Origin of the sequence: Marseilla massiliensis, assembly GCF_023336985.1 — a bacterium.
Classification (GTDB): Bacteria; Bacteroidota; Bacteroidia; order Bacteroidales; family Bacteroidaceae; genus Prevotella; species Prevotella intestinigallinarum.
The window spans coordinates 33,135-60,026 of sequence record NZ_JAMBLP010000021.1 but is presented as its reverse complement, the minus strand read 5'-3'; the positions used below and the strand labels follow the sequence as shown (position 1 = coordinate 60,026).

Sequence of the window (26,892 nt, the reverse complement as noted above, 5' to 3'; positions counted from 1 at the left end):
GACATCATCCCAATTAATTTTTAAAGTATGTCCGGATTTGTTCTTTAACGTGAAATTAAATTTTTTCAAACCAACGTACCAAATTATATCAATATAATCGTCTTCGTAACGATATTTATTGACGCCCTCTTCATTGAAACTTACTACTTTTGTTTCACCGAATTGCTGCTTTGAATCTGCCGGACTTTCAACTTCAGATAGTCCAATTGAGTAACTGGCCACATAACTCTTAAATGTGCCGCAAGAAGTGAACGGTAATACACCTGCGAGTAGAAATAGCATTCTTAAATTTCTCATGTTCATGATTGTATTATATTATGTTTTGCTGCAATATTGCGACCACAAAAGTATATTGTTTTATTGGAGATGACGAAGAAATTAAAAACATGGACAAAGATGGACGAAACTGACATGATTTACGATTCTGTTGCTAACATAAGAACACAAGACCATCGAATAGACGTTATATAATCCAATAAGAATTGTGGGTCTATATATTCACCATTTTTTTTAAGTGTTATATGAAGATGTTCTCCTGTACTGCGACCAGTACTTCCTGTAATCCCAACAGTATCCCCTGCCTTGACTGTCTGGCCTTGATAAGCAAAAGTGCGTGAAAGGTGGCAGTAGCTTACTATAAAACTGCCGTGCTTGAGTGTTACATATTTACCTGAGACCCTATCCTGTCCGACCTTCACCACTTCACCGGCCAACATTGCAAAAACTCCTGAACTCCTTGCATGAAGATCCAAGCCATTGTGAAATTTACGTCTGCCAGAGAAAGGGTCTTTCCGGTAGCCGTATGATGAATTGATTTTTATGTTCGACAACGGATAACTAACGCTCATAAAACGTGCTTTCAGTTCTTTTATAGAATCATTCTTCAAAGAATCATTCAATATCAAACTGTCCACAAGAGAAGGATTTATCTCTTGCGGATTTTTTGTTTTGTTTGCTGGGTGATTATACAAACGTCCAACCGTATTAAACTGAGCTTTTATTGTGGTACCTGACATCAACGACAGAAGCACCATCATGAGTATATTTCTAATATTCATGAGGCAAAATTACATATCTCCATTACCATGAGTTGAAACTCATATACTGCAAGTAATTTTTCTAACTTTATTTATGCTAATAGTATGATTTTAATCGATAAATCATACTTCTTTCATAATGATATATAAAACTTAAGGTATGATATACCCATTCTTCTGATTCTCTAATCACACCTTTTATTTTTGTTTCTGAATTAACTATTAATAAAGTACTTCATAAGAAAATGAAATACTGTTATAGCAAAAATAATAACGCATTAAAAAAGGCAACAAATGATTTACAACTTTGATGAGAAAGAAATACCCTACGGCACTCTCGAACGTTTTGGACTCACACAGGAGATGATTGAGGATCTGCCGACTGATGTTTTGCAGAATATTCTCAATGGCCGGCATTCTCCAGTCTTACCTGTACACATCATTGCAGATGATGGTGAAGAAGTAAAGGCACGAACTCGATTCTGCCTTGTGAGAACGCCAGAAGGCAATGTAGATGTTCTCTTCTTTCCGAAGCTTGACGAGTATGATTTCAAAGTCTTCAATGAGCAGCAGAAGCAAAGTCTTCTTGCTGGCAAACCCATCATCGGACATTTGGAAAGTAACGAAACAGGCCACGAACTCGGCACCAAATGTTTCTTCCAACTTGACCAGGATAGCAAACAGGTACTGAGCGTGCCGACACCAGTCATAGGCAGGAACATTCAATACCTTACCGACCGCTATCATCTTACGAGTACTGAGATGCAGAAACTACAGAACGGAGAAATTCTCTCAATCATTGAAGACGATGAAGAGATTTCCATCGGTATCGATTTGAATTCAAATACGGGTATCCGTCTCGCTGCAGGTAATGAACAGGTCTGGCGCAGAGAAGCCAAACGGGAATGGGACAAATACAACTTCGGCATTTTCGGTTGTTGGACCATGGACGAAAATGGTAATCTTGACTATATCCATGAGGAGGACTACTCTGAAGAAATCTGGAATGAGCAGAAGAAACAAGGTATGCGTATGATGCAGCGATAAACCAAAATAACAACCATCAATAACAAATTCAATATGGCAAATATCAAATACTATCCAGAAGACGAGCTTGTGCAGAAAGTACAGAGTGGAGAATACGGTTGGCTCGATTACATCAATCACCACTCACCTGAATGGCAGGAAGAGTACACCGAATTCTGTAATGAAAGGAACCTTGTAGTCAATGAAGAATCTGCCGAAGATTTTATCGAATGGAAAGGCGAATTGATTGAAACAGGCGAATAATAAACATTTAAAATCAATCACAATATGTCAATCAGATCCAATGCACTACCAGTAGGTAGAGATTTATCACCTGAACTACAGGATATCCTCCGTCGCAATGGTATGCAAGCACATATCATCCGACAAGGTGAAAACTATCTTCTGGCGGTTCAAGGGCATGACTCACCTCTCCTAACCTATCATATCAGTGCCAGACAGATAAGAGACTTGGCAGATTGGGGTACAAACTCGGCTAACAAAAAAGCCTATAACACCTTTGCTGATTTAGTGAAGAAAGACTTCTATATGCCAAGAGACTTTGTCCATGCCCGTAATGCCAACGGTCGTGTGGCGATGGGACTTCACGGCTACCGGATTGGTGTTGGCGAATACGGCAGACTGCCGTGGGACAGACAACGTGCCTTTATGATGATGGACCCGTTTCATGGACGATTCTTAGGATGGACACTGCGCAATCAGGAAGGCTTCCACATGCGCCGTGTCGGTGGTGCCATGTTCCTGCAGGGAGCCCCTATGGTTCCGGAACGTCCTGATTGCAGAATCAAACCAGGTGAATTACTCAATGGAGGCTATGGTTTCTATTATAAAGGAGGACAGCAAAACATGGTACAACAACCTTCAGAGGATGTGCTCGCAGGATTGGAAGCAGTGATTCCACCTGTTGAAATACCTACCCGTCCACAGGAACCAGCAAAAACATACAAGGAACTTATCACCTCAGACGTATACTTCAGCAACGAAAAGTGGCAGAAATGTCTGTCTTCTCATGGAGTCATTATTGATGCCAACAGCAAGACCCTGACCATTCAGTCGGCTACTACCCAGCATGATCTTGTTTACGACCTGACGGATGAAGAAGTTACCCGGCTTACAGACAATTCTACCAAGAATGTGCCTGTACAGAACCGTCTGGACATCATCAACAACGTCATCAAAAATGATTTTTCAGATAGATTGACGATAGACATGCTCAATTCAAGAGAGCAGATAGCCCTGAATCTTACTCCTGAAGTGGAAGCAGAACTGAATGCCAGACAAGAAGTAGTGGCAGAACATGCGTTTCCTCTTACTCAGGGAAATGAATATGTCATTGCGGAGCAGGAAGGCCGAAGCGTAGCCCATGTGGATGGCAACAGCCTTTATGACATAAACCAAGATAAAGGTTGGTTTCGGGAAGGAAGAAACGGACGTGAGGTACAGGTGGACGACATCAGAGTTGAGCCTGTACGAAACGAGCAAGGAGAAATCCAGCAAGACGAAAAAGGCAATGCTATGTTCCGTATGACCGCTGTCATCAATGGTGAAAGCATCAGTCACGAGATAACCCAAAAGCAATATGACAAGTTCATGGCCGTAGATGACTATCATCGCATGAAACTCTTCTCTAAAATCTTTGACGAAGTGGACATGAAGAATGCACCAGGTCATGGGAAAAATATAGGTGCCATGATTGGAGGTGCCTTACTTGCAGGCTTTACTGTCATGCGAGAACTCGGAAGAGACCGTTATGCTCCGGCTGTGTTCGTTGAGCACCATCATGCACCTGGCCCGCACGTCTATTTCAAAGGAGGTGTTGATTCACCACAGGATCTTGCTTCAAGAGCATTTGATGCCGGACTCAATGCAGCTGAGCATGGAGTCGGCTTAGGACATGGCAGATAATATTAAATAACCATCTACACAATGAACGAAGAGCAGAAATTTGAAGACTATCGAAACCGTCTTAATATCAGAGACGTATTGACGGATGCAGGTTATACGCTTCACAAGCGGGACGGCTTGCGCTATCCTGCCTATGTGCGTCTGGATAATGATGGACGCAGAATCAGGGGTGACAAATTTATTGTCATGCCCAATAAGAACTGTTGTTTCCAACCTCCAACGATAAAACTGTATTCTGTCACATCCTTCATTTGGGAACATCCAAATCTCTTTCCTGAATACAATCAAGGAATGAAAGAGTCTGCTCTTGTTCACAAAGTCTGTCAGCGGCTATTGAATATTCCTGTGGAGCGACGTAACCAGAATATGCTTGCTCCTACCCGTGATGCAAAGCCTTTCAATATCAAAGATTATAAGATTGAGCGATTTCATCCTGATGAAGCTGACTCTCAGAAACCTTTTTACGCTTTCTTCAAGTCAAGAGGAATCGATTTTGCTACACGTTGTGCTTTTCACCGTAACTTCTTTCTTGCTTCCAAGGCCGCAGACAATGGAGCAAGTTATAAGAACCTTTCTTTTCCCATGTATATACCGGGGTATCCTGAGAAATGTGTCGGTTTGGAAGAAAGAGGCTATCCACGTAAGGACGGCTCTGCACGAAAAGGTATGGCAGCCGGGACAAATGCAAGTGAAGGCCTGTGGATGGCAAGTCCGAAAGACACAGAACTGAAAGATGCGAAAGATGTATATGTGTTTGAGAGTGCTTACGATGCCATGGCATTCTACCAGTTGAGAATGAAGAAAGACTCCGGACTGGATTACAATGCAAGACAGAATCTGAAGTCAGCCGTATTTGTCTCTACCGGAGGAAATCCCAGCTACGGACAGATACTGGGAGTGGTCAAGGCTGCCCCCGGTGCGACGTTCCATCTTGGCTTTGACAATGACCTGGCGGGAAAACAGTTCGTCTTCAACTTTGAATCAATCGTACAAAAGATGAATCCGTTGCACCCTGAATCAGTCTCATCGGACATGAAAGGCTTCATTGAAAGTTTCAAGGAAGGTATCACATCTACCAAAGAGCTGCTTGACATTGACGATGACAGATATGCAGAACTCCCTGAAGGACTGCAGAAGCTTTACCTCGCTTATGACACAGCAAGAAATGAGGCATGGGAATACCATTATTCTCCCTTTCTGTGCAAGGAAGACAAGCAGGAAGCGGCTGACAGAATGAACAAAACCTATCAGGAGTTTAAAGAGGCCCTGTTTCAAAAGCTCCATGTTCAGGACGGACAAGACCTGAATCCAATAGGAATAGTACGTGAACTGCCGTCTGAAGGCTATAAGGATTTTAATGATGAACTGTTGGAAAAGAAACAATACTCAATGACCGATGTCGTTGAGACAGCCTTTGACGAAAATGGTGTTTCTCTCACTGAAGAGAGAGAAGAAGAAAATGAAGAAACCAAAAAGAGCGGACTAAAACGATAAATGATATGACAGACTCAAACAGACGGTTCAGCATAATCACATTGCACCCTCACTGGGCGCAATACATTATCTCACAAGGCATGGCATTTCTTATCAGTTGTGCCCTGTTCTTGGCAGCCGGTCACGAAAGCATCACCTATAAGATGCCTTTTGTGGTACTCGGTGCAATCATGACGTGCATCATGCTCTACGGTTGTCTTTATCTACACAAACTGAGCTATATCATCACATCCGAACAACTGATTATCCAACATGGTGTACTTATCAGGAAGAGTGACTACATTGAACTCTACAGGGTGGTTGACTTCAGTGAAAACCGTGGTATCGTGGAACAGCTGTTCGGATTGAAGACTGTCTCGATTTTCAGCGGAGACCGTTCCAATCCCAAACTGGACATATTTGGAATCAAGGAGCGCATTGATGTTGTAGGAATTATCCGTGAACGGGTTGAGTATAACAAACAAAGGAAAGGTATCTATGAAATCACGAACAGATAATATATCGTCAGAAGCCAAGACTTCCAAAGGCATTGCTTACGACAGCAGATGGATGATTATCTCAGCCATTGCTTTGACCTTGTTTCTATTCTGTCTTGAAGGTCGTGCCCAATTGGTTTCCAGCAATCCTATGGAATATGTGGCCTTAGCCGAAGGTAATGAGCTTATCAACGGTCAAATCAAGAATCAGATTGAAGACCAGCAGAAGACGGCACTACTACAAAATACCATTGCGGCAGAGTTCACTCAGATAAGGCAATGGGAGAAAAAGTACAACAGCTACCTGAAAACCGTGTCTGGCTATGCTTCCACCCTCAAAGCCTGTAGCCATCTCTATGATGACGGTGTAAGGATATTCATCAATCTTTGTGATTTGAAGAAAGCCATATCACAGAATCCACAAGGGATAATGGCCACAATGAGTATGAATAACCTTTATATCGAAACAGCGACCGAACTCATCACTGTATACAGCATCCTGAAAGATGCCGTAGCCAAAGGTGGAGCAAGCAATATGCTTACAGGTGCGGAACGCAGTAAGATTCTTTGGGAGTTGAATGACCGTCTGGCACAATTCAACAAAAGACTTTCACAGCTCTCCATCAGCATCCGTTATTACACAATGGCCGATGTATGGAGCAGAGCCACTGCAGGAATGATAGACAGGAACACCGCTGAGATTGCCGGTCAAGCTTTGGACAGGTGGCATAGATGCGCACGAATAGTAACACCATAAAAGATTATCAGGATAACACAATGAAACGCTTATTGCTGTTTTTTGCCATGCTTATTTCTCTCACCCTCCCTTTTGAAGGGCTGGGTGGGAGTTTTCTCCGGGCTCAGGGCAACGACCCTGTTTTGGCCGGAATGATTCTGGCATACACAAATAAGGCAGAAAAAGAACTGAAGCAGCAGGAACAAATGATGCTTCTGGAATCTACAGGTCATCTGTGGATAAAGGAAGAAGTACAAGGAGTGACTGACCTGCAAAAGGAGTTCAACTCTTATTTGGATAACTTTCATAGCATCATCAGTTATGCGGCACAGATATATGGATTCTATCATGAAATAGACCGACTCGTGAAACACCTGGGAACTTTTAATGACCAGCTCCAGCACCAGACAGGAAATACCCTGGCAGTAGCATTGTCTTCAAACAGGAATAAAATCTATAGAGAACTTATCATGAATAGTGTCGATATAGTCAATGACATCCGGCAACTGTGCCTCTCCGATACCAAGATGACAGAGAAGGAACGACTGGAAGTTCTCTTTTCCATCCGTCCGAAACTTAAACTCATGAATCAAAAGCTCAAAAGGCTTACGAGAGCTGTTAAATATACTTCACTCTCTGACATATGGGCGGAGATAGACTACAATGGCAGAAGTGAGGTGGACAAGCCCAATATTGTACAGAAATGCAAGGAAAGATGGAAGAGGAACGCAAAGCCAAAGTAAGTATTCAGCTATAAAGATAATTCAGGATAACAATTTAACAATCAAACTTTAAGTATGGGTTGGGGAGCATTATTGAAAGCAGCAGTCAGCTTAGGAGGAAGAGCTATAAAAGCTATAGCTAAATCGGCAGGGGGTGCAGTAGTACATCCTCAGCAAACGCTAAAAGGATTAGGAAGCGCCACAAAGTCTGCTGCCATAGGTGGAAGCCTGGGCTACATTGGTTGGGAGAAACTGACTACAGACAAAAGCGTAGTGGGTATTGTCAGCGATGCTGTCATTGGCGAAGAAACGACACAAAAGATTGGAGATACAGTTTCGAATATAGGTGAAGGTATGAAAGAGGTGAAAGACTCTGTAACTGGTCTCACTGAAAATGTCAATGATGCCATCACCAGTGCAGACAGCAAATGGAGCGGTATGAGCAAGTTCCTACAAGGTGTTTTCTCCGGGAACGGTGGAAACATGATGGGGAACTTTTTCAGCAATATAGGTAAAGGGAATGTTTCCGGTCTGAGTCTCATCGGACTTGTAGTGGCTGCACTACTTGTTTTCGGAAGATTCGGATGGATGGGCAAGATAGCTGGAGCTGTGCTTGCCATGATGATGATAGGAAATAATGTAAATATGAACGAGGCACTTGCCAGTGAGAAGAAACGACCTGCTGCACAAAGTCAAGACGAAAGTCAACAGTCGGAGGTTGCGCAAGGCACTGGTGGCGGCAGACGAAGATAATAGTAAAATTTATAAACAGATATAATATGCAATATACACAAGAAATGATTCTTCGTTCAGACAGTGGATACTGTATGCCCTACGAAGAAAAAGGCCGTGACGTACAGATGAGTCTTGGCTACGGTAAACAGAAACATCCGCATACAGGGGAACCTTTTTTTCATCATGGTGTGGATTTCAAGGCCAACCATTATCTTCTTTCAGCAGTTGCAACAGGAAAGATTACTGGACTTGGGAATGATGCCGTACATGGTATCTATCAGGTGACACGCTATGGAGACTACGAAGTAAAATACGCACACCTCTCGAACGTTTTTGCCAACTACGGAAGTGAGGTCAAAGCCGGTCAGGTTATTGCCGTAAGTGGGGAAATACTCCACATGGAGGTCAAGTATAAAGGAGAAGAGCTCAATCCTCTGGAGTTCCTGACCATGATATACAGTAACTTGAAAGTCATGGAACAAAATGGGCAACCTGGTGCGGTACCACAATTTGTGACACTGGATATGGATGTCAGAACCATGTATGACAAAGACAGCAAAGAGATAGAGAATCTGATGATGCGTTTCTTTCCAGACTACATGAAAGACATCAGCCTCGGTGCCTATACTTTACCCGAACAGACACAGTTCACTTTGAGAAATATTCTCTCACTGTCGGCCATGAAGAATTATTTCTATGAGACCATCCCCAGTATGGCCAATCCATTAGGTATGGGAGCACGAAGCATACCGATTGCAGAACGGGTACAAAATCTGCTTATCAGTGATTTCCTGAACTATCTTGCCCTGCGTCATCAGATATTTCTTTCCAGTTTAAGTGACTACGAAAAAAAAAAGCACAAGAACTGGCCATAGCAACCAGTGGACTTATTGATCCGTTGGCAGAGCTCGATATTGATGTTCAAAGCTTCGATATTCCCCGTATGGTAAGCGTGTATCCTGATAAGTCAGGTATCAGATGGTGGACTAAAGCATGGTTCAATGGTAGTGAGAAAGGAGAAGCTGCGATAGAGATTGAACGTGAACTGGCAATCAAATTTATCAACGAAAACATTGAGAAGGATGAATGGCTGGAAGAATATTTTCCGAAGCAGATGGAAGTATACCACAATGCCATAGAACAGACACGCGAACAATTACTCAACCAGATAAATCTATAAATGGCATATAAATTATCAATCATATAAAACAGCAGCTCATGGCAGAGTCAGAACAAGATAGAATATTCAGGACAAAGGTCATTCCAATCATGAACAAAGTTCGGAATGAACTGCAAGATAAGATGACAGCTGAGTTAAAAGAGCACACCTCATCATTTGCAGGATTGATGGCCAGTACCATTGGTCCTGATGGTGGAATGTCTGCCAGACAGGCACAGATGCAGTCTTTGCGTTACACAGGTGAATGGAACTCGAAAACAGCAGAAGATTATATTAAAATGGTCAAGAAAGAACTTCAACGCCAGCACATCACCGTTGATTCCGCCATGGAGAAAAAGATGATAGACAAGATGATTCAGGATAAGATTCCACGCTCATCCATTGAATACATCTTAAAGAAGGCAGCAACTAACACCATCTTTTATCTCCCCCAGGAAGTTGCAAAATCACCATTAGAACATCATATGGATACAGAAGCCGAAAAGAGATACAACCCATCTGCGTGGGAAAAGAACACAGGTATAATTCTCGGATCCGTAACTGATCTCGCATGTATGGGTGGAGCCGGTGGCGGTTGGAAAACAGCGGCCACATGGGTCGGCGGTGACTTCCTGTTATCTAAATTCTCTGACAAACAGGAAGACCGTTCAGACATACCTTCAATAGTGCGCCCGGGATGCGAGGAACAATATAGACAAGACCAGGAGAAAATGAAAAAGCAGTCAGAAGAAAAGCCACAGACTAAGACTTCATCAGCAGAGACTGCACCGGAACAAGAAGAAGCGGTCGAAGAGGAACAACCAACAGAAGAACAGACCTCCCCGAAGCCGGAACAGACCAATATGGACGGATGGCAAGGGTTGCTGACCTCTTTCGGACTCAATGGCATTAGCGACATTGGACACAATATCGGATATGTACTGGCCATGCTACCTGACATGCTTGTAGGACTCTTCACGGGAAAAACAAAGTCAATCAATCTGAAGGACAATATGATGCCTATTGCCAGTATCGTTACAGGCATGTTTGTCAAGAATCCAATCCTGAAAATGATACTTATCGGTATGGGAGGACTCAATCTGCTGAACAAGGCCGGGCATGAGACTTTGGATGATTTCAAAGCACATCAGCACCCTGAAGCAGGAAACAGCCCAGTGAATTATCGGGTTTATCCTGATGAACCGCTCAATCCCCGGATTGTCAATCCTCAGATTAGGTCCAACTGTCTGATTGCTACAATAGACAAGGTTCCTTGCAGCATCACTTTGCCGGATAAAGTTGTGGATGCTTATCAGCAGGGAGCTTTACCTCTCAACACACTTGCAAATGCAATACTGGCCAAGAATGACCAGATGCGTCAGATTGCTTCTGAAAACTATGAAGCAAGCGAACGGCAAACATTAGCAAGACCACTTGCACAAAGATAAAAGGATAACAATATAATAATCAGACTTATGGAAGAGAAGAACCAACAAGAGAAAATGGCAATAGTACGTCAGGTTGAGCTTTTTGAGAATGCTTTCAATAAAGCCAAAGAAAATGGTGGAATGTGGCTTGACAACGATGGTCGCAAAGCACCGAAACTATATCTGAAGCCTTTGCAGATTTCTGCTTTCAATGCCATCATATTGGGAATGCACAGCGACCAGAATGGATACAAAACAAATCAATATACGCTTTTTTCTGAAGCAAAGAAACGCGGTGAATCTGTCCAGACCAAAGAAAAGGGAGTACCTTTTCTCTGGTATAATTGGAATGAGTATGTAAACAAACATAATCCTGAAGAGAAAATCAGTCGCTCAGACTATCAAGCACTGCCAGCTGACAAGCAGGAGGATTATAAAGGAATCAGGAACCGTGAAGTCCGCTCACTTTTCAATATCGAGCAGACCACACTCCCTATGGTTGATAAAACAACATTTGATACGGTAGTAAAAGAGACCGGTCCTCTGAAAGACCGTACAGATGTAGAGTCAGCATCGAATGAAATCCGTCAGGGTGTCGAAAATCTTCTGGAACAGTCACGAAAAAATCTGGTTGATATACGCACTGATACTACAGGTGTAGCGCATTACGACAGCAAGAAGGATATTGTCTTCCTGCCACCTGCTTCATCCTATGAACATTATGAAGACTATGCCCGTGATGCTGTATCCATGCTTATGTCCGCAACAGGACATCAACAGAGACTCGCCCGTGAAGGAATGGTAGTCAAGAACGGAAAGGTTTCAGAGGATGCCATGAAACAGGAAAGGCTGGTTGTGGAAGTAGCTTCAGCTGTTAAGCTGCAGGAGTTGGGTATCTCAGCTAAACTCTCTCCGGACAGCATGAAGATGACCGATTACTGGCTCAGAGAACTTAAAGAAGACCCGCATCTGCCGGATATACTGGAAAGGGATGTAAACAACGCTATAGATATGATTCACAAGGCTGAACGTGGTGAGAAAGTAGAGCTCAACAACAGAGTCCTACAGAATCAGATAGCAGAGATTAAGCACATTCTTCCCAAACACTATTATGTAGCCGATGAAATCAAGACATTGCCCAACATAGATACAAAAGAGTTCGTGGTTATAAAAGAACCTGAACAGAAAATGGCTGATGTGGTTCTCCCATCTGGAGCTTCATTAGGAGTCGAGAATGAGATTCCTGGAATGAACAAAGGCCGTATCGAACATGCACTTCAAAAAGAGGGATATGAAACGGTTACATTCTACAATATAGATGGTTCTATGGGGTATCGTCCCGATGACAGCTTTTTTGACGGTAAGGAGGTGTCCGTGAACCGCATGAACAAGTGGAATCTGGAGACCCTTACACTACTTGATGTGTCTGATGCCGTCAGACGTTCCGGTGCCATAGACTTTGAAAAGATACTCATGTTGCGTAATGACGAAGGGAAATGGGCACTCTATCTGAAGCCCGAAAATGAAAAGAGCTTCAGCGTTTACCCCGAGAAGGCAGATCTGAACCTTTTCTTTACCACAATAAAGCAAGGTGACGAAGAAACTTCAGAAAAAGTACGTCAGGATTTGGCCCAGAAATACTATATGGCCGCCCAGAACAGTCCGGACATTAAGGTTGACCTCTTCAAAAGTGATGCAACAGCAGAAGAACTCGCAAGGATAGACCGTGTGAATATATTCAAGACCAAAGGTACTGAGAGTACTCCCAGTGTGATATTATGTATGCCCACTGTCAACGGTGAAAAATTGAAGGCTCGTGAAATTAGTCCACAACAATGGCAACGTATGTGGCTGGCGGAAGATATGCAAGATTACAAGAAACATCTTGCAGCAAGTCTTTTTGCCGATGTGCTCCGTAAGGACCGTACAGATGCTGTTGCAGTAGGTACGGATAAATCAGAACAGGAGACTCAGTCAAAAAATCCAAATCAGCAAACGGAAGTATATGAGGAACAGACCGAAGAAAAGAGCAGACAGAGTGAATCTCATGGGCCATCCGAATCTAAGGGCAATAAGAGCAAGGATGAAAGTCCTAAGACAGAAACAAAGGTAACCACCGAACTCTCTCCGATGCTGAAGCAATTCTATGAATTAAAATCGAAGCATCCTGATGCAATTTTGCTCTTCAGATGTGGAGACTTCTATGAAACTTACAGCAACGATGCAGAGAAAGCAGCCCAAATACTTGGAATCACGCTCAGCAAAAGCAATCACACAAAAGATGCTGAAGGAAAACCTCTTATGATAGCAGGGTTTCCTCACCATGCGCTCGATGTTTACCTTCCTAAACTGATCCGTGCCGGTGAGCGAATTGCCATCTGTGACCAATTGGAAACTCCCAGGCAAGAAAAAGACGTTACTGAAAAACAGAAAAATGAACCCGATAATCAGGAAGAGAGCAAGGTTTCAAGAATGCACAGATAACATGTAACCGCAATGTCAAAGAATCAAGAATATATCCAACAATATGCAGAGTATGCCATGGAGCAGATGCGCAGATATGGCATACCTGCATCTGTCACACTTGCACAGGGTATCTGTGAAAGTGCCAGTGGCCAGAGTGAACTGTCCCGTAAGGGAAACAACCATTTTGGGATCAAAGCTACCTCCAGCTGGATTGAGAATGGAGGCAAATATCTTGTATATACCGATGACCGTCCAAACGAAAAGTTTTGCCAGTATGCGAATGTTGGAGATTCCTATGAGCATCATTCTCAGTTCCTGAAAAGGAACGGAAGATACGCAGAGCTGTTCCAACTCTCTCCTGATGACTACAAAGGATGGACAAACGGATTACAGGATGCAGGATATGCGTCAAGCAAACAATACGCAGCAACCCTTCAGAATATTATCGAGAAGAACGGATTGCAAAAATATGACCAGATGGTAATGCAGGAGATGAAGGCAGAGGGTAAATCCTTTGGAACTGCTGACAATCCGCGTCAAGCCACATCAAATGATGTTTCCGTACAGGATACTGAAGAAAAGAAATATTCCTTCCCTCTAAAGAGAGAGGAGTTTATGCTGGTTACTTCTCCCTTTGGTACAAGAAAAGACCCTTTAGACACAAGTAAATATCAGGTGCATAAAGGAATTGACATCCAGACAAATCATGAGGCCGTCCTTGCTACTGAAGATAAGGGAAAAGTTGTCAATGTGAACAGTAATGCCAATACAAACGGAGGACGGTCTGTGACTGTCGAGTACAACAGGAACGATGGCAGTAAATATCAATGTACCTACATGCATCTGGAAAGTATATCCGTCAAGGTCGGTGATGAAGTGGCTGCCGGACAGAAGCTTGGCATTTCAGGAAACACCGGGTATCGGACTACTGGCGAACATCTTCATTTTGGAGTAAAATCCATATCCACAGATGGAACAAAAAGAGATATTGACCCGGCTGCATATCTTGCTGAGATTGCACAAAAAGGGAACATCTCACTACAGGTTCTCAGCAACGGAAAAGATCTGACTGCGCAATACAAGAGTGCAAGTCAATCCGATGCCAATGTGCAGCCAGATACAGCCATGAGTCCGGATGAGTGGATGAAGAAAATTCTGTCCTCTGAAGACAGTGGGGTGAATATGCCTATAGCTGATCCTGTAATAGAGATGGCCATGACTATGTTCACCTCACTCATGGCTCTTGCCCTCCAGATAGATAATTCAAGTGAGGAGGAAAAGATGCAGAAAGCTACTGCTGCAGCTGTCAGTAAAAGCATAGACCTTACTCCTATCCTCCCTTCCTATAAGACCTGCACCATAAGTCTGCAGGATGGTAAACCCAATCTGTACGCAGACAATGGAGTTGTACAGCTCAACAGAGAACTGAGTAATGCAGAAATAACCAAGATCCAACAGACACTTGGCAGTACCATGATGAACGATGACGAGAAACGACGAAGCATCGCCTCTGTTATCAACTCTGCCGTGGTCACGCTGCAGATGTCACAAAACTACCAAAATAATTTGGAGAACCAACAAGGCAAACAGGAGTCTGTACAATTGAAATAATTTGCTTTTTAAGTATAACCATCAATTCGTTTTATTATGATTAAATGTAATGTAACCGTGTGTGGCACCGTTTCCCGCCAGGCACAAATGCGTGCTAACAAAGAAGGTACGCAGTTCGCATCATTCGGTATCAATATCGTTATTCCGGCAAAATCAGGAATTAATAAGACAGTTGAAATCAGTGTGGCCAAGACCTGTAACAACCTATCTGAGTTACCACCAATTCAAGTTGGGACTCGCATTGAAGTAGCCGGTATTCTAATGTTTCACAAAAAGGGAGAAGCATTATACCTTAACCTGTCTGCAACTGGCATCAACACATTCAATGCAGGCAATAACGACGGCATTAACGGTACAATGGAGTTCAGAGGTACTTTAGGCAAACAAATTGAGGACAAGACAACTAAAAGTGGTAAGTCATTTACGATATTTTCCGCTTATAGTAGCGAAAAGGATGGAGATAATTACACCTATACTTGGGTACGCTTTATGCAATTCGACAAAAGAAAAGAAGCATGGATGCAACCCAAAGCCGGAATCAATGCTAAGGGGGAATTGGAATTAGGTGTGTATAATAACAGACTTGACCTTACATGCCGCATAAGCGAATGCTCTCTTTGGGAGAAAAGCTCTAACTCTTACCAACACTAATGACTATGACAGGTAAAAAGATTTATAATTCAGATGGCCGTAGCAGTGAAGATAAGGCCTTGGATAAATTCGCAGAGATGATGATTGAGAAAATCAAGACTTTGCAGAATGACTGGAAGAAGCCTTGGTTTACAGATAAATCCATCTCTTGGCCGAGAAATCTTTCAGGCCGTGAATATAATGGAATGAATGCACTTTTACTCATGATGCACTGTGAGAAACAGGGATATAAACTGCCTGTATTTTGTACTTTTGACCGTGTAGCCGGTCTGAACTATACCAAAGACAAACAGGGAGTCCGTCAGCAGATAAAGGATAATAATGGTCAGGAACTACCAAAGGTTTCCATTCTGAAAGGAGAAAAGAGTTTCCCGGTGTTCATCACGACATTCACTGTTGTTGATAAAGAGACAAAAGAGAAAATTAAATACGATGACTATAAACAGCTGAGTGAGGAGGAAAAGAAAGGTTACAACGTCTATCCGAAGCTTCAGGTATATAACGTGTTCAATGTGGCCCAGACCAATCTTCAGGAAGCTCGTCCTGATTTATATAAGAAACTTGCTGATGCAGGAAAACAGATACGTCCACAATCTGAAGGTGAAGAATTTTCCTTTGCTCCTATCGACCGGATAATAAAGGATAATGGATGGATCTGCCCTATCAAGCCTACTTACGGAGACAGTGCCTACTACAGCATTTCGAAGAATGAGATTGTCGTTCCTGAGAAAAAGCAGTTCAAGGATGGTGAGTCATTCTATACCAACCTGGGGCATGAAATGGCCCATTCCACAGGAGCAGAAAATCAGTTGGGAAGACTACAGCCGACATCCTTTGGTAGTAAGGAATATGCCCGGGAAGAGCTTGTGGCCGAGCTAAGTGCAGCCCTCGTTGCACAACGCTATGGTATGACCAAGCATCTGAAAGAAGACAGTGCCAGCTACCTCAAAAGCTGGCTTGACAGCTTGAATGAATCTCCGGAATTCATCAAAACTACACTGACAGATGTGAAAAAGGCATCAAGTATGATTACAAAATGTATTGATACCATGCAACAGAAAATTGACCAGGAACAAAACATAGAAGTAGTCCAAAGTAATAGCCAAGAGCCTGTGTACTATGCTTCTGTAGCCTACCTTCAAATGGGTGAAGACACAGACAGACTTGACAAGCTACAAGAAAAGGGCGATTATGAGGCACTATTGAAGGAAGCCATTGAGTACGATGCCGGTGATGCCATAGACCTGTCCAACACTTACCTGTCTCCTACAAAATACCGTGGAGATGACCTGTTGGTGGAGAACGAACACTATGCCGTGGTATATAACCCGTCTGTTGGAGGAACCTATGATGTGATGCGTAAAGTCACTGCTGAAGAAGTCAGACAGAACATCACCCGTTACGGATTGCCTGATAACGCCACTGCTGATGTCAAGTCCATTGCTGAAAAACAGGAACAGAAAATGGAAACTGTCGCACAAGAAGAGACTCACTTTCATCGAGGAAGATAATGGAATATTCTTATGAGATTGGGAATAGTGATAAATTTATTTCAGAACTCATGTTATTAATTGCTGAAAAACACCTACCTTTGTTCTATCAATAATAGACGTTATATAGAATAAGGTTTAGGGTACTGATAACCAATAGCCCTATTCCTTATTCTTTATAAGTTCTGATGATAACTAAAAATATACAAATGAAAGCAACCATAATAGAAATAGAAAGCCAACGACTTAGTGATTTTTGTTACTATCACGGTGGAATTCGTGTCGCTGACGAATGGCTTGATGCTGAAGGAAAGACGTTAAGATTTCTAACACAAGATAAGAAGCACTCTTCGTATGAATACTATTCCTATGTTTATATATCAAAGGAAATAGGAAGGTCTCGCCCATTTGATTTTATGTTCGGAAATAATGAAAGTACAGTAGCTACATGTAAAGATGAAGAGGGAGATGAGTGCTTTATATTATGCAAACATCCCAAATTGGGACAAGTAGTTGAATTTGAAAAAGAAGGCTTTTACCCCTATGACAACAATCCTGAGCCCAATCGTTGGGGTAGAAATTATGATGACTGAAATTTTTATAACCCCCAATCATAATAACCGATTTGGGGATTATAAATCTATAGTCTCTTTATAGTAATAAATTCAGGCGCTGAAGAATAGCTCCTGACTGCCTAATTTAATAAGGCAACATAATGTATCTTTCCCTCTCGTATTTTCAAAAATAAATCCACTTGTATTAGGCTTCGTCATTCGAAGTTCTAAGACAAGTAGATAAATTTGTATATAGGTGATTTTCTACCTGTTACGTATTCTCTATGGAAACAGGTAGTTCTCTTACTAAATATCACCTTATATGGTAAGAGTTTTTACTTATCCATAATTTCTACAATCAGAACAGTTTTCTCCATTTCACTACGCGAGATGTATTTGTAAGTACCTACTTGCATTACACGTTTGTCTGATGGAACATCTATTTTTTGATTATCATAATATGAAATTTCTTTATCAGCAAGGAATAAAACAATCATTCCTATATTAGAAATATCTTCTACCGTTGCCAATGCACTCCCATCTGGAAGTACTTGCATAATCTCAAAGGAATGGACATTAATTTCTTGCTGTGGCTTTTCAAACATAACGACATTATTGTCAGATGGCGTTCCGTTTGTATTTCCTAATGCTACAAAGAAAAAGAATGCAAAAGTAAGAATGATACCCGTTATGATACCACCTAAATAGATTAAAATAGATTTTTTACGTGAGTTCATAAATATTTTAGATTTTAGTTGTTTTGGTTCTTTTTAATTTACCGGAAAATAGGAACAATAAAAGGATTTTCTTTTGGTCATTCATATCAAGATAAGCAAAACGTCGTTGTATTTCGGATACGTGCATCAACTAATTTGCCTTTCTCACGTTTGACAAACCATTTAATGAGTTTAGCTATAGGACGATTGTGCATACAATTACAGCTTACTATTTAACGAATGAAATGCAAAGCAGCAATAATAATGATACCAGCAATAATAATCCAACGATTGATGTTAATTGCTTTCGTCGTAGCTTCAGAAGAAGTCGCTAATTCATTTTGCAAATTCTTAGTCTCGTTAATTATATTATCAGTTGAACTTTTAATGGTATTGCATGAAGTCTGTATACAATTAATTATATTGGTAATTGCATCAACTTTTGTTTCAATAGATTTTATCTTTGGAGAAATATCATCTATTAACTTTTTCAGCTCCTGATTCCATTGATTCAACTTCGTAGTAATGCTATCAGCATGTTCCTTAATATTTGAGGGAAGGTCATCAACATTTTGACTGATTGATGCAATGGCATTATCTTGCCCCTTTTGAGATTCTTTCAAATCTTTGGAAATGTCAAAAAGAAACTTTTTAATGGTTTGAATCTCTTTTGTGGTTGATTTTATCTCTTCACGAAGAGCGCTAAGTTCTTCGACCCTTTCAGATAGCAAGTTATTCTGCTCGGTAAATTCTTGCAAAGAAGCATCGACTGAAGATGTGAAACTAGACGTAATATTCTCGCAAGCAGAGGTCATTTTACCCACTGACTTCTGCACTTCTTCTGAAATTCCAACCTGTGCTCCTTCTAATTGTTTCTCCCACTCTTTGATTTCTTTAACAAGAGAATTGATTGAAGCGACATAACCAGCAACGGCATTTTGCAGTCCTTCACTTGCTTGAACAGTGTTTTCAACTTGTTTTCTTGCAGAATCAAGTTGCTTTAGGTTCTGTTCTAACCTTTCCAAAGTAGCGTTAATATCGTATGTCATTTTGATATAATTATTTTAGATATTTCTTTGTTATTTCATTTAACTTATCCTCATGGACAAACAGTGTTATCGTTTTCTTACCATCGTCAACCAAGTTCTGCTTGATAAACTTATCATCTTTACGAACTTTGGCTTTTAGATAAGATGTAAAAGTGTCAATGTCACTCCAAACCTGCTTATTATCCCTATTATACAAAGTCATAAAGCCTTCGATATAATTGTTGTAAGCATTATTTTTCAGTGTCTGGTTATTCCCTGCGCCTAAAAAAGTAATGCAATAAGCGAGCAAAAGCTGCAAAGCAGCATTATCAGGATGTGCTCTCAGACAAAGTAAGGTCGCGCCATACAGATGTTTGACATTATCCACTTCACTGCCAGAGTTATCATTAACAGGGTCAATTATTTCAATATACTTCTTAACGACATCGAATCCATCTTTTCCCTCTATATCTGTATCATACTTCAGGGAATAAGGCTTTCCATTAACTTCATAGCCGGTTCGCGCATACTTAGAGTTGAAGTACAGATGAATAAACTCCTTCAGCCATTCATCGTTACCATTTGCTTGACGTTCTATGATACTGTCCTCACATGCTATACACATGTCCTCGATGGCACGATAACGCTTCTTTTCAAGGTTTTCATACACAAAGGCTGTTAAATAGCCCAGGCAACGGTCTAAATAATTACGCCCTGGCTGTTTGTCAATTTCATCCACCTTCTTCTGAGCTTGCTCCAAAGAATAATACTTACGGAAGAAATCCAACATATACTGTTTGAACTCTTCATCAGTTCGTTTGTGGATTTTAAGTTCGTATGTTTGTGACAGATAATCAATAGTCACATCATCTACAAGCCCTATGCAGCACATTCTGTATATTGCTTTATCTGTATCATCTTTATCTCTTTTCTTACAAAAAGCCATTCGTAGCCTTTTATAGATGCTTTTATTTGCATGATTGCGAAGCCATCTAGTATCACCTGAGCATTTGGCTATCTTAGCTATCAACTCATTGAAATCACCAATTTTTTTCAAATCCAACTTTCCGTATCTGTCCTCATTGATATTTTGCCATCCCTGTTCCTCAGATATAGCAAGAATTTCCTTTTTGATTGAGGCTTCAAAACCTTCAGGATCTTGTTGAACATTATTCTCCCAAGAAACAACAACACTTGCATTGCCGTCTTCGTCAGCATGTGCCATTGCCTGATATATACCCTCTGTGATATTGTCTTCTCCCTCCAAAGGGCGCATAAGTGTCTTAGGAGAATAATCTTCATATGATTGGAGTATCTGGATCAAACAATTAGATATATACGAGCATAATGAATATTCAAAACCTAGATAATTATAAGTCGGGCGTAGGCTGTCGAGGAAGATATAACCATATTGTTTGTTATTATCTTCTTCCGAAACGATTTTAACTGCATTTTTTCTTGTATCTATTTTTAAGCACACATCCTCGTTTCCTGCTTCGTCTCTCAACTTTGCCTGAATCTCTGTTAGAAGTGTAGGCTTAGCATTGATTATTCTATCAGTGAGTTCAACAAGAATGACCTTCTCCTTGAATAGACCACGGAACGAGTTATTATGGAACCACAAGTTAATGTCCTTGTCTATGTTCTCCAGAAATCCTTGCTTTCTGATAATATCAAGAATCTTATCTGTCTGTTCTTTGGTACAGTTATTATATTTGCACAATGCAGGAATATCATCTGCAAGAACAAACTTATTTATATATCGTTCAAGCCATGTTGGGTCTTCATCCCCCATCAAATATCGAATATCATTTATTTTATCTATAGTAAATTCAATGAATTCTGTCGGATCATATAAAACATAAGATATGGCATGCTTCTTATCACGACCACAACGACCTGCCTCTTGAACATAACTTTCAATGGATGAAGGGTGATTTATATGAATTGTATATCTGATATTTGGCTTATCTATACCCATACCGAACGCTTTAGTGGCCACCATCAGATTTTGGCCATTTTCATTAAATGACTTCATATCACCAGAAGGCTTGTCACCGCCAACAAACGTACCCATCGACAATTCCGGCTCATGCTCTCGCAATTCAGTGGAGATACCAGTCCTGGTACCCCAAACATTATCTTCTACACCGAAAGTTCCATGTGCATGTGGACAGAATACTATTCCAGCATTTTTATAGTGTTGTTCACTATCTGCCGAATAGAAATCCTCTGCTGAAAAATCCTCTATATGAGCAACCCTTGATTTCTCAGTCTCATGCTGATTGACTTGCACTATATCTGAAGGTATTTCATGCAGTAGCTCATACATCTTATTCTTTTTTGCTGTTGCTACAACATCTTTAAGTTCCCAATCTGATTTTGCTTTAAGCAAGAACTGCTCATTAGGTTCTCTCAATTCATCAAAATTAGAAAAGACCTCAATAATACGATATGTTAGTTCAGGACGTGAATCAGACTCAGGACGTACAATTGTTTCACTGTCAATAGTAAGGTTTCCACCAAGAGTCAATTCACGCTCAACGTCTGCAAGAACATCAAACGATGCTGTAGCCGTCAAACCTATAATAGACAATGGACGACCTGATTTCGTATTCATGAAATTTATCATGTTTCGTCCAAGGTGGAGATAAGAAGTACGGAAATCATGTCCCCATTCAGATACGCAATGAACCTCATCAATAATGCCATAAGAGAAATACACATGATTCTTCTCTGTCATTGTAAGCAAACTTGAACGAAAATTCTCCATCATAAATCTTTCCGGAGAAAGGAGCATGAACAAGACAGAACCATTTTGAAGAAGATTCAGTTTTTTAGCCTTCTCTTTGGCATTCATTCCACTATTAACACATTCACAAGCATCAATTCGTGCTTCGCGCAACCCTCGAACCTGGTCAACCATAAGTGAAACGAGAGGGTCAACAATTATAGAAACGCCAGGTTGTAAAATGCATGATAACTGATATGTCAAAGACTTACCGCCACCAGTAGGAAGTAATCCTATTGTAGTTTTATCAGCTAAAGCATGGCTAAGAATAGGCAACTGCCCAGGACGGAAAGATGGCTTGCGGAAAATATCACGCAAGAAATATGTAAGGACATCTTCCCTTTCCTTTATATTTACATAAGACCCTGTGCCATCTTTTGTAACCAATGGAGGATATTGTATATTGTCTGCAGCGCAGATTGTTCGCTCACGTTTCTTGTAATGAGAAGAACGGATAAGATAGACAGTATCTGCATCGACATTCAAAGGAAGGGCATCAATGTTGTCTCTAAGTAACATTGATATATCCAAGCATAGGTCAAAATGTCCTTCTGGCATTTGAATAGCGACACGGTTTCCCAAATGCAATGGAGATTTTTTGAATTCTTCTGTTGATATGATCTGAAGCTTTATCTCCGGCAGTCTATCTGATGAAGCTGCTAATTCACAAATATACCTATATTTTTCAGCAAGGTCCTTTATAGCCAATGCAGAACATGGAATGTCACGTTCTACAATGGCAATATTCCATACATCGCTATCAAGACTAAGAGCACCGGACATCATTGCCTCCACCAACATTCGCTCTACTCGTGCAATTGCCATTGGTGCAAGAACTATTTGCAAGGTGTCCAACCAATTTCCAGACAGAGCCTTTTTGTAATTAGCCTTTATAATCTGTAAGTAGTCAACTGAAGCAGCGTCACTTTCCCAATTTTGCATGAACGCCATATTATTCAGTTGTTCAATCCGATATGTATCCCAGCCTCCATTGAGAGCCATTCGGTCACGTCGTTCATCGTTAATTCTACTGAAAATATTAGAATGATAACGCAGACCGTCCATCTCTAGAATGAAGCCGGTTCTTGCATCACCATAAGGAATTTCCAATGCAAAATCTACTCGTTGGTCTTTGCTGAATCTTCTATCAGGAATATCTACAATTGATGAAAGATTACGTTGTGGTTCAAAAACTTGAATCAGATATTCACTTTGAGAACCGTTCAAGTATTTTTCGATAAAATCTTTCTCAAAGGAACTGCCAAGCATATCTCCATTATAGAACTCTACATTAAAACGAGGATCTATAATATGCAGGGCTTCATAAATGTCCTGTACCGAAACATTATGATTGGATTTATAATCAAGTATCGCTCCTTCTTTTGGCTTGGTTGAAATATGAAATAACTCAGCAAAAGTATTCTCTAATAGCAATGGAGCCTTTGTTGGCAAACCTCTTGATATAATATTTGCCAAGACTGCAAGTTTGGAGTCTGTATTTGAATTATAAGAAAGAGGTATATTTGATTTGACATCGAAAGCAGAAAGAGAACGATAAAGTTCTTCAGCATTATCTGCCTTATCAGATTTGCTATATTCCTCTGCGACAGCATCAAGAACAAATCCTGCAAAGAACTGTTCTTTCTTATGTGAATCTTCAATACGTTTACGAATATTCTCAACGGTCTCAATGCGGTCGAAATGTTTGAAGAATATACGCATTGAGATTGTCCAGTCACCCTGCCATGTCCCACGTTCCTTATTCATCGTGGCATACATAATGTCAGGTGCTGTGGCAGCTACGAATTCATCAACACGTCTGTTATTACTGTAATAAGGACCGACGCACACAAAATAGTTATCACTTCCGAATAGCTGTTGGAACAAGTGAATGAATCGTGCAAGGTCAAAGGCTTCTACATCGAGAATATTACTGAAAAGATGTACTTTCCTAATATTCGATTTCTTGAAATCTTCCGGACTCAAAGAGTCAAAATCCTTAGTAATGGACTTTACAAAATATGCAGAATTAAAACTTTCAATAACCTGGGTTGCTCTTTCGACAGCAGCAGTAGAAGGCTCTACCAAGCAAAAATTCTTGATATTAGGTGATATATTCTTTGAATGTAGAAAATCCAATAAGCATACAGAGGCTGTTCCTTGACCGCACCCCCAATCGTAAATCTCCACTTCTTCTGAGAAGATTTCAGAAATATCAGGAATGCAGCCAAAAGCAGCATCAAGCTTCGCTTTATGCATTTTACCGAAGCTATGTAGATACATATTTAAATGGTCTTCATCATCTAATATGCCTTTACCTCGTTCTAAATCCTGATACAGCTTATTACGACTCGTTCGATCAGTAGGAAGAAGAGCCAATGCTGCATCCCTCATACCGACAAACGAGATATTTCTGTTTCTTCTGAATATATCTATAAAATTTGGCATAATTATTTTCCCGTTATTGTATCAGCATTTTTATTCTGTTGATGACGTTTCCAATTCTCTAAAGCTAAATGCTTAGTAGTATTTGCATAGCAGTATTCACATAGATGTGGACAAGTGTTATATTCACCAATATCTTTAGCTGCCATACATCCACACAGGGCTCTTTGTCCTGGATCTTTCTTGTGAGCACTTAGGAAGAATTGATTGTGTGGCAGAATAATTGCGCCATCAGGTAATGATGGTGAATCTTCAAACAATGACGGTGCTGGCATCTGCTGAATTTTAACCTTCATAAAATCCATAAGAACCTTATCGTCCCACGCCAAGCGAGTTATTAAATCTCCATCTATACATCTATTATGAGCTATTCCATATCTATCAATATCTATATGCTCTCCGCAAGTGGCAAGCTGGAAATTCCAGTTTCTTTCGATATTCATTTTTGATAATTTCATAGCAAACTCCTCCATTTGTGCAGTTTCCCACTCATGATATGGAATGCCATTCTTTTCAAGATTCAATTTAACTTTTTTGTAAAGCTTGATGTCAGCATACGAAAACACCAATTTCTCCGTATATCCTTTGAGCTGGTCACCAATCTTCTCAACTTTACTAATAAGGTCATCTATAGTAATATCATCTGTAAGAATCATCGGATCGAAACGCCAAACAACAGCGTCCGCTCCAAGTTTATCAGATAACATTTTGAATGTCTCAATGCGATTTAAAAGTGAAGGTACTTTCTCCAATCCCTCCTTCTCATAATCATTCAATGTGTATTGTATATAGCACCTTATATTTCTTTCTTTGAGATAATCAAGATATGGAAGAAGCGGACGAGGATTCTTTGACCAAAAAACTATAAAGCGAGTTTTATCATACGATACATAAGACTTCACGCCATTAAATGGGTTGGTCCATGCTGAGTAACCTTTCTTTAAGCGGTCAAAAAACCAATCGGCATAGAATGCAGGAATATCCGTACTTCTACTTGCCGACACGATGATAGGAGCCTGCGCTTTCACAGGCTTCCCATCAACAATTATGTCTGTATGTTCCCAAGATGCCATATTACTAAAAATCAAGATCTTCTTCTGTCAATACTTTATTGTTAAGGTAATCCAGTACCTTTTTATGTAATTCAAGCCCCTTTTCTATAATTGTTTGGCTTGTTTGGTTTTGACCAAAGAAACCATTGGAAATTTTATTGTTCAAATCCGAGAATCTTTCGTTTAACATATCCACACTTAGAAGCCGAGGGTTCTTCAAAAGATCCACATATTCCATTTTATAAATAGCGTCCCTTGATTCGAACGGATGAAGATTCATACTGAAAATATCAAAACCACCCCCTGGGTTAATTGCCGATAAAACCGTATATCCAAATGCTTCGTCATTCAACATCATCAGTAAAATGCGGTTTTTATATAAGTTGACATCGTTACCATTCTTTTCAATTGCCTTACTAAGGAAAAGATATGCAATGCTTGCAAGTTGTTGCTTGTCATCTATATCAGAAACAGTTCCATACGACAAAAAAATCATGAAAGCCGTGCCAAAGGAACCTTCATCTTGGATTTTTTTTAGTTGCTCGGGAGCTCTTTGGAAGGAACGCCACGCCTTAAATAAAGGATGATAGGTATCGTCACCATCCCTTCCTGCCCTAAGATTGGATAGTGCTTCTTTTACGAGTGTTTCTGTTTCTGTCAGTTTATTGGACTCAGGTGCATTTGTAATATACGAATTGGTCTTAGCTGTTGAAGAAGATGCAGATTTTGTCATATACTCCAATCTAATGTTTCTGTCGTACATATGCAAAACACATTTCTCTACTTGTCCGTTTTTATAATAAACTACAAAACCATAGTCGCTGTAATCTACTTCTTGCCAACCGAAAGGAGATCGTGCCTCAATAGGGAAACCACGCAATTCTACCATGTCTGCCGATTTTGTTACAACCTTCATAGGTTTGTCTGACATGTTCGGCTTACCCAGGTCATCATTGTATATCTTTACGATGTAACCAACGCCGGGGTCTAGCTTGTAACCAAGGCAACCATCAGTATTCTTTACCAAGCTGACAGTACGAATACACTCCTGTAAACCCATAACAGGAGTGTCGTTTTCATAACGCTGATGACAATTGGAACGAAATGTAAAAGGCTGTATTGACTCTTTCTGTTCACGTTCTGCTTTCAGTTTGGCTTGACGTTCAAGTTCTTTACGACGGTTCTCTTCCAACCTACGTTCTCTTTCACGTGCAATACGCTCTTCCTCCAACTTTTGTTGGCGAGCTTGCTCTTCAGCGCGACGGCGTTCTTGTTCTTCCTTTTCACGCTTCTTTTTGAAATAATTAAAAGGCCACATATCGATAATATTTTAATTAATATAGTATTCCA

At 40.7% G+C, this 26,892-nt stretch carries 23 protein-coding genes; 16 read left to right on the top strand and 7 right to left on the bottom strand.

Annotated features, from left to right (window positions below; genetic code table 11):
* Both M3089_RS12760 and M3089_RS12755 read right to left on the bottom strand, forming a co-directional pair.
* Positions 1-297: hypothetical protein (locus M3089_RS12760; protein ID WP_249084482.1), on the bottom strand; the 297-nt coding region annotated here is incomplete at its 3' end.
* Positions 298-416: 119 nt separating this feature from the next.
* On the bottom strand, positions 417-1,037 hold the full coding sequence (locus M3089_RS12755; protein WP_249084481.1) for a M23 family metallopeptidase: 621 nt from the start codon (positions 1,035-1,037) through the stop codon (positions 417-419).
* A 294-nt stretch (positions 1,038-1,331) separates the two neighbouring features.
* On the opposite strand from M3089_RS12755, the gene M3089_RS12750 reads away from it, so the two are divergent.
* The 16 genes from M3089_RS12750 (at position 1,332) to M3089_RS12675 (ending at position 17,549) form a co-directional block, all read left to right on the top strand.
* Positions 1,332-2,084: a DUF4099 domain-containing protein gene (locus M3089_RS12750; protein ID WP_018667750.1), complete on the top strand. Its 753-nt coding sequence runs from the start codon at positions 1,332-1,334 to the stop codon at positions 2,082-2,084.
* 33 nt (positions 2,085-2,117) lie between these two features.
* On the top strand, positions 2,118-2,327 hold the full coding sequence (locus M3089_RS12745; protein WP_018667751.1) for a hypothetical protein: 210 nt from the start codon (positions 2,118-2,120) through the stop codon (positions 2,325-2,327).
* A 24-nt stretch (positions 2,328-2,351) separates the two neighbouring features.
* Positions 2,352-3,989 carry a hypothetical protein gene (locus M3089_RS12740; RefSeq protein WP_249084479.1) on the top strand — a complete coding sequence of 546 codons (1,638 nt, stop codon included), beginning with the start codon at positions 2,352-2,354 and terminating at the stop codon, positions 3,987-3,989.
* Between the two features lie 21 nt (positions 3,990-4,010).
* The gene (locus M3089_RS12735; protein WP_249084477.1) at positions 4,011-5,483 is read left to right on the top strand and encodes a toprim domain-containing protein; all 1,473 of its coding nucleotides are present in this window, start codon (positions 4,011-4,013) and stop codon (positions 5,481-5,483) included.
* Positions 5,484-5,488: 5 nt separating this feature from the next.
* On the top strand, positions 5,489-5,980 hold the full coding sequence (locus tag M3089_RS12730) for a PH domain-containing protein (protein WP_005939442.1): 492 nt from the start codon (positions 5,489-5,491) through the stop codon (positions 5,978-5,980).
* Positions 5,961-6,716, top strand: a complete 756-nt coding sequence (locus M3089_RS12725; RefSeq protein WP_249084475.1) for a hypothetical protein — start codon at positions 5,961-5,963, stop codon at positions 6,714-6,716. Before M3089_RS12730 ends, M3089_RS12725 begins: the two co-directional genes overlap by 20 nt.
* 20 nt (positions 6,717-6,736) lie before the next feature.
* Complete coding sequence (locus M3089_RS12720) at positions 6,737-7,438, top strand: hypothetical protein (RefSeq protein ID WP_005939447.1); 702 nt, start codon at positions 6,737-6,739, stop codon at positions 7,436-7,438.
* A 54-nt stretch (positions 7,439-7,492) separates the two neighbouring features.
* Positions 7,493-8,170 carry a hypothetical protein gene (locus tag M3089_RS12715; RefSeq protein WP_117852400.1) on the top strand — a complete coding sequence of 226 codons (678 nt, stop codon included), beginning with the start codon at positions 7,493-7,495 and terminating at the stop codon, positions 8,168-8,170.
* Between the two features lie 26 nt (positions 8,171-8,196).
* Positions 8,197-9,027: a M23 family metallopeptidase gene (locus M3089_RS12710; protein ID WP_214445231.1), complete on the top strand. Its 831-nt coding sequence runs from the start codon at positions 8,197-8,199 to the stop codon at positions 9,025-9,027.
* 23 nt (positions 9,028-9,050) lie between these two features.
* Complete coding sequence (locus M3089_RS12705) at positions 9,051-9,332, top strand: hypothetical protein (RefSeq protein WP_018452583.1); 282 nt, start codon at positions 9,051-9,053, stop codon at positions 9,330-9,332.
* A gap of 38 nt (positions 9,333-9,370) precedes the next feature.
* A complete protein-coding gene (locus tag M3089_RS12700) occupies positions 9,371-10,759 on the top strand; it encodes a hypothetical protein (protein WP_249084474.1) in 1,389 nt (462 codons plus the stop codon).
* Between the two features lie 27 nt (positions 10,760-10,786).
* Complete coding sequence (locus M3089_RS12695; protein WP_249084473.1) at positions 10,787-13,222, top strand: MutS N-terminal domain-containing protein; 2,436 nt, start codon at positions 10,787-10,789, stop codon at positions 13,220-13,222.
* 12 nt (positions 13,223-13,234) lie between these two features.
* Positions 13,235-14,815, top strand: coding sequence for a glucosaminidase domain-containing protein (locus tag M3089_RS12690; RefSeq protein ID WP_249084472.1), 1,581 nt, complete (start codon positions 13,235-13,237; stop codon positions 14,813-14,815).
* Positions 14,816-14,851: 36 nt separating this feature from the next.
* Entirely contained in the window at positions 14,852-15,466 is a 615-nt protein-coding gene (locus M3089_RS12685; RefSeq protein WP_249084471.1) for a hypothetical protein, read from the top strand.
* Positions 15,467-15,471: 5 nt separating this feature from the next.
* On the top strand, positions 15,472-16,977 hold the full coding sequence (locus M3089_RS12680; RefSeq protein WP_394802288.1) for an ArdC family protein: 1,506 nt from the start codon (positions 15,472-15,474) through the stop codon (positions 16,975-16,977).
* Between the two features lie 188 nt (positions 16,978-17,165).
* Positions 17,166-17,549: a hypothetical protein gene (locus tag M3089_RS12675; RefSeq protein ID WP_175324244.1), complete on the top strand. Its 384-nt coding sequence runs from the start codon at positions 17,166-17,168 to the stop codon at positions 17,547-17,549.
* A 296-nt stretch (positions 17,550-17,845) separates the two neighbouring features.
* Here M3089_RS12675 and M3089_RS12670 read toward each other — a convergent pair whose 3' ends face one another.
* The 5 genes from M3089_RS12670 to M3089_RS12650 form a co-directional block, all read right to left on the bottom strand.
* Positions 17,846-18,247 carry a hypothetical protein gene (locus M3089_RS12670; RefSeq protein WP_249084469.1) on the bottom strand — a complete coding sequence of 134 codons (402 nt, stop codon included), beginning with the start codon at positions 18,245-18,247 and terminating at the stop codon, positions 17,846-17,848.
* 212 nt (positions 18,248-18,459) lie between these two features.
* A complete protein-coding gene (locus tag M3089_RS12665) occupies positions 18,460-19,275 on the bottom strand; it encodes a coiled-coil domain-containing protein (RefSeq protein WP_005939472.1) in 816 nt (271 codons plus the stop codon).
* A gap of 10 nt (positions 19,276-19,285) precedes the next feature.
* Positions 19,286-24,493 carry a DEAD/DEAH box helicase gene (locus tag M3089_RS12660; RefSeq protein WP_249084468.1) on the bottom strand — a complete coding sequence of 1,736 codons (5,208 nt, stop codon included), beginning with the start codon at positions 24,491-24,493 and terminating at the stop codon, positions 19,286-19,288.
* Positions 24,494-24,495: 2 nt separating this feature from the next.
* Positions 24,496-25,563: a DUF1848 domain-containing protein gene (locus M3089_RS12655; protein ID WP_249084484.1), complete on the bottom strand. Its 1,068-nt coding sequence runs from the start codon at positions 25,561-25,563 to the stop codon at positions 24,496-24,498.
* Between the two features lie 4 nt (positions 25,564-25,567).
* Entirely contained in the window at positions 25,568-26,860 is a 1,293-nt protein-coding gene (locus tag M3089_RS12650; RefSeq protein WP_249084467.1) for a hypothetical protein, read from the bottom strand.
* Positions 26,861-26,892 lie beyond the last annotated feature (32 nt).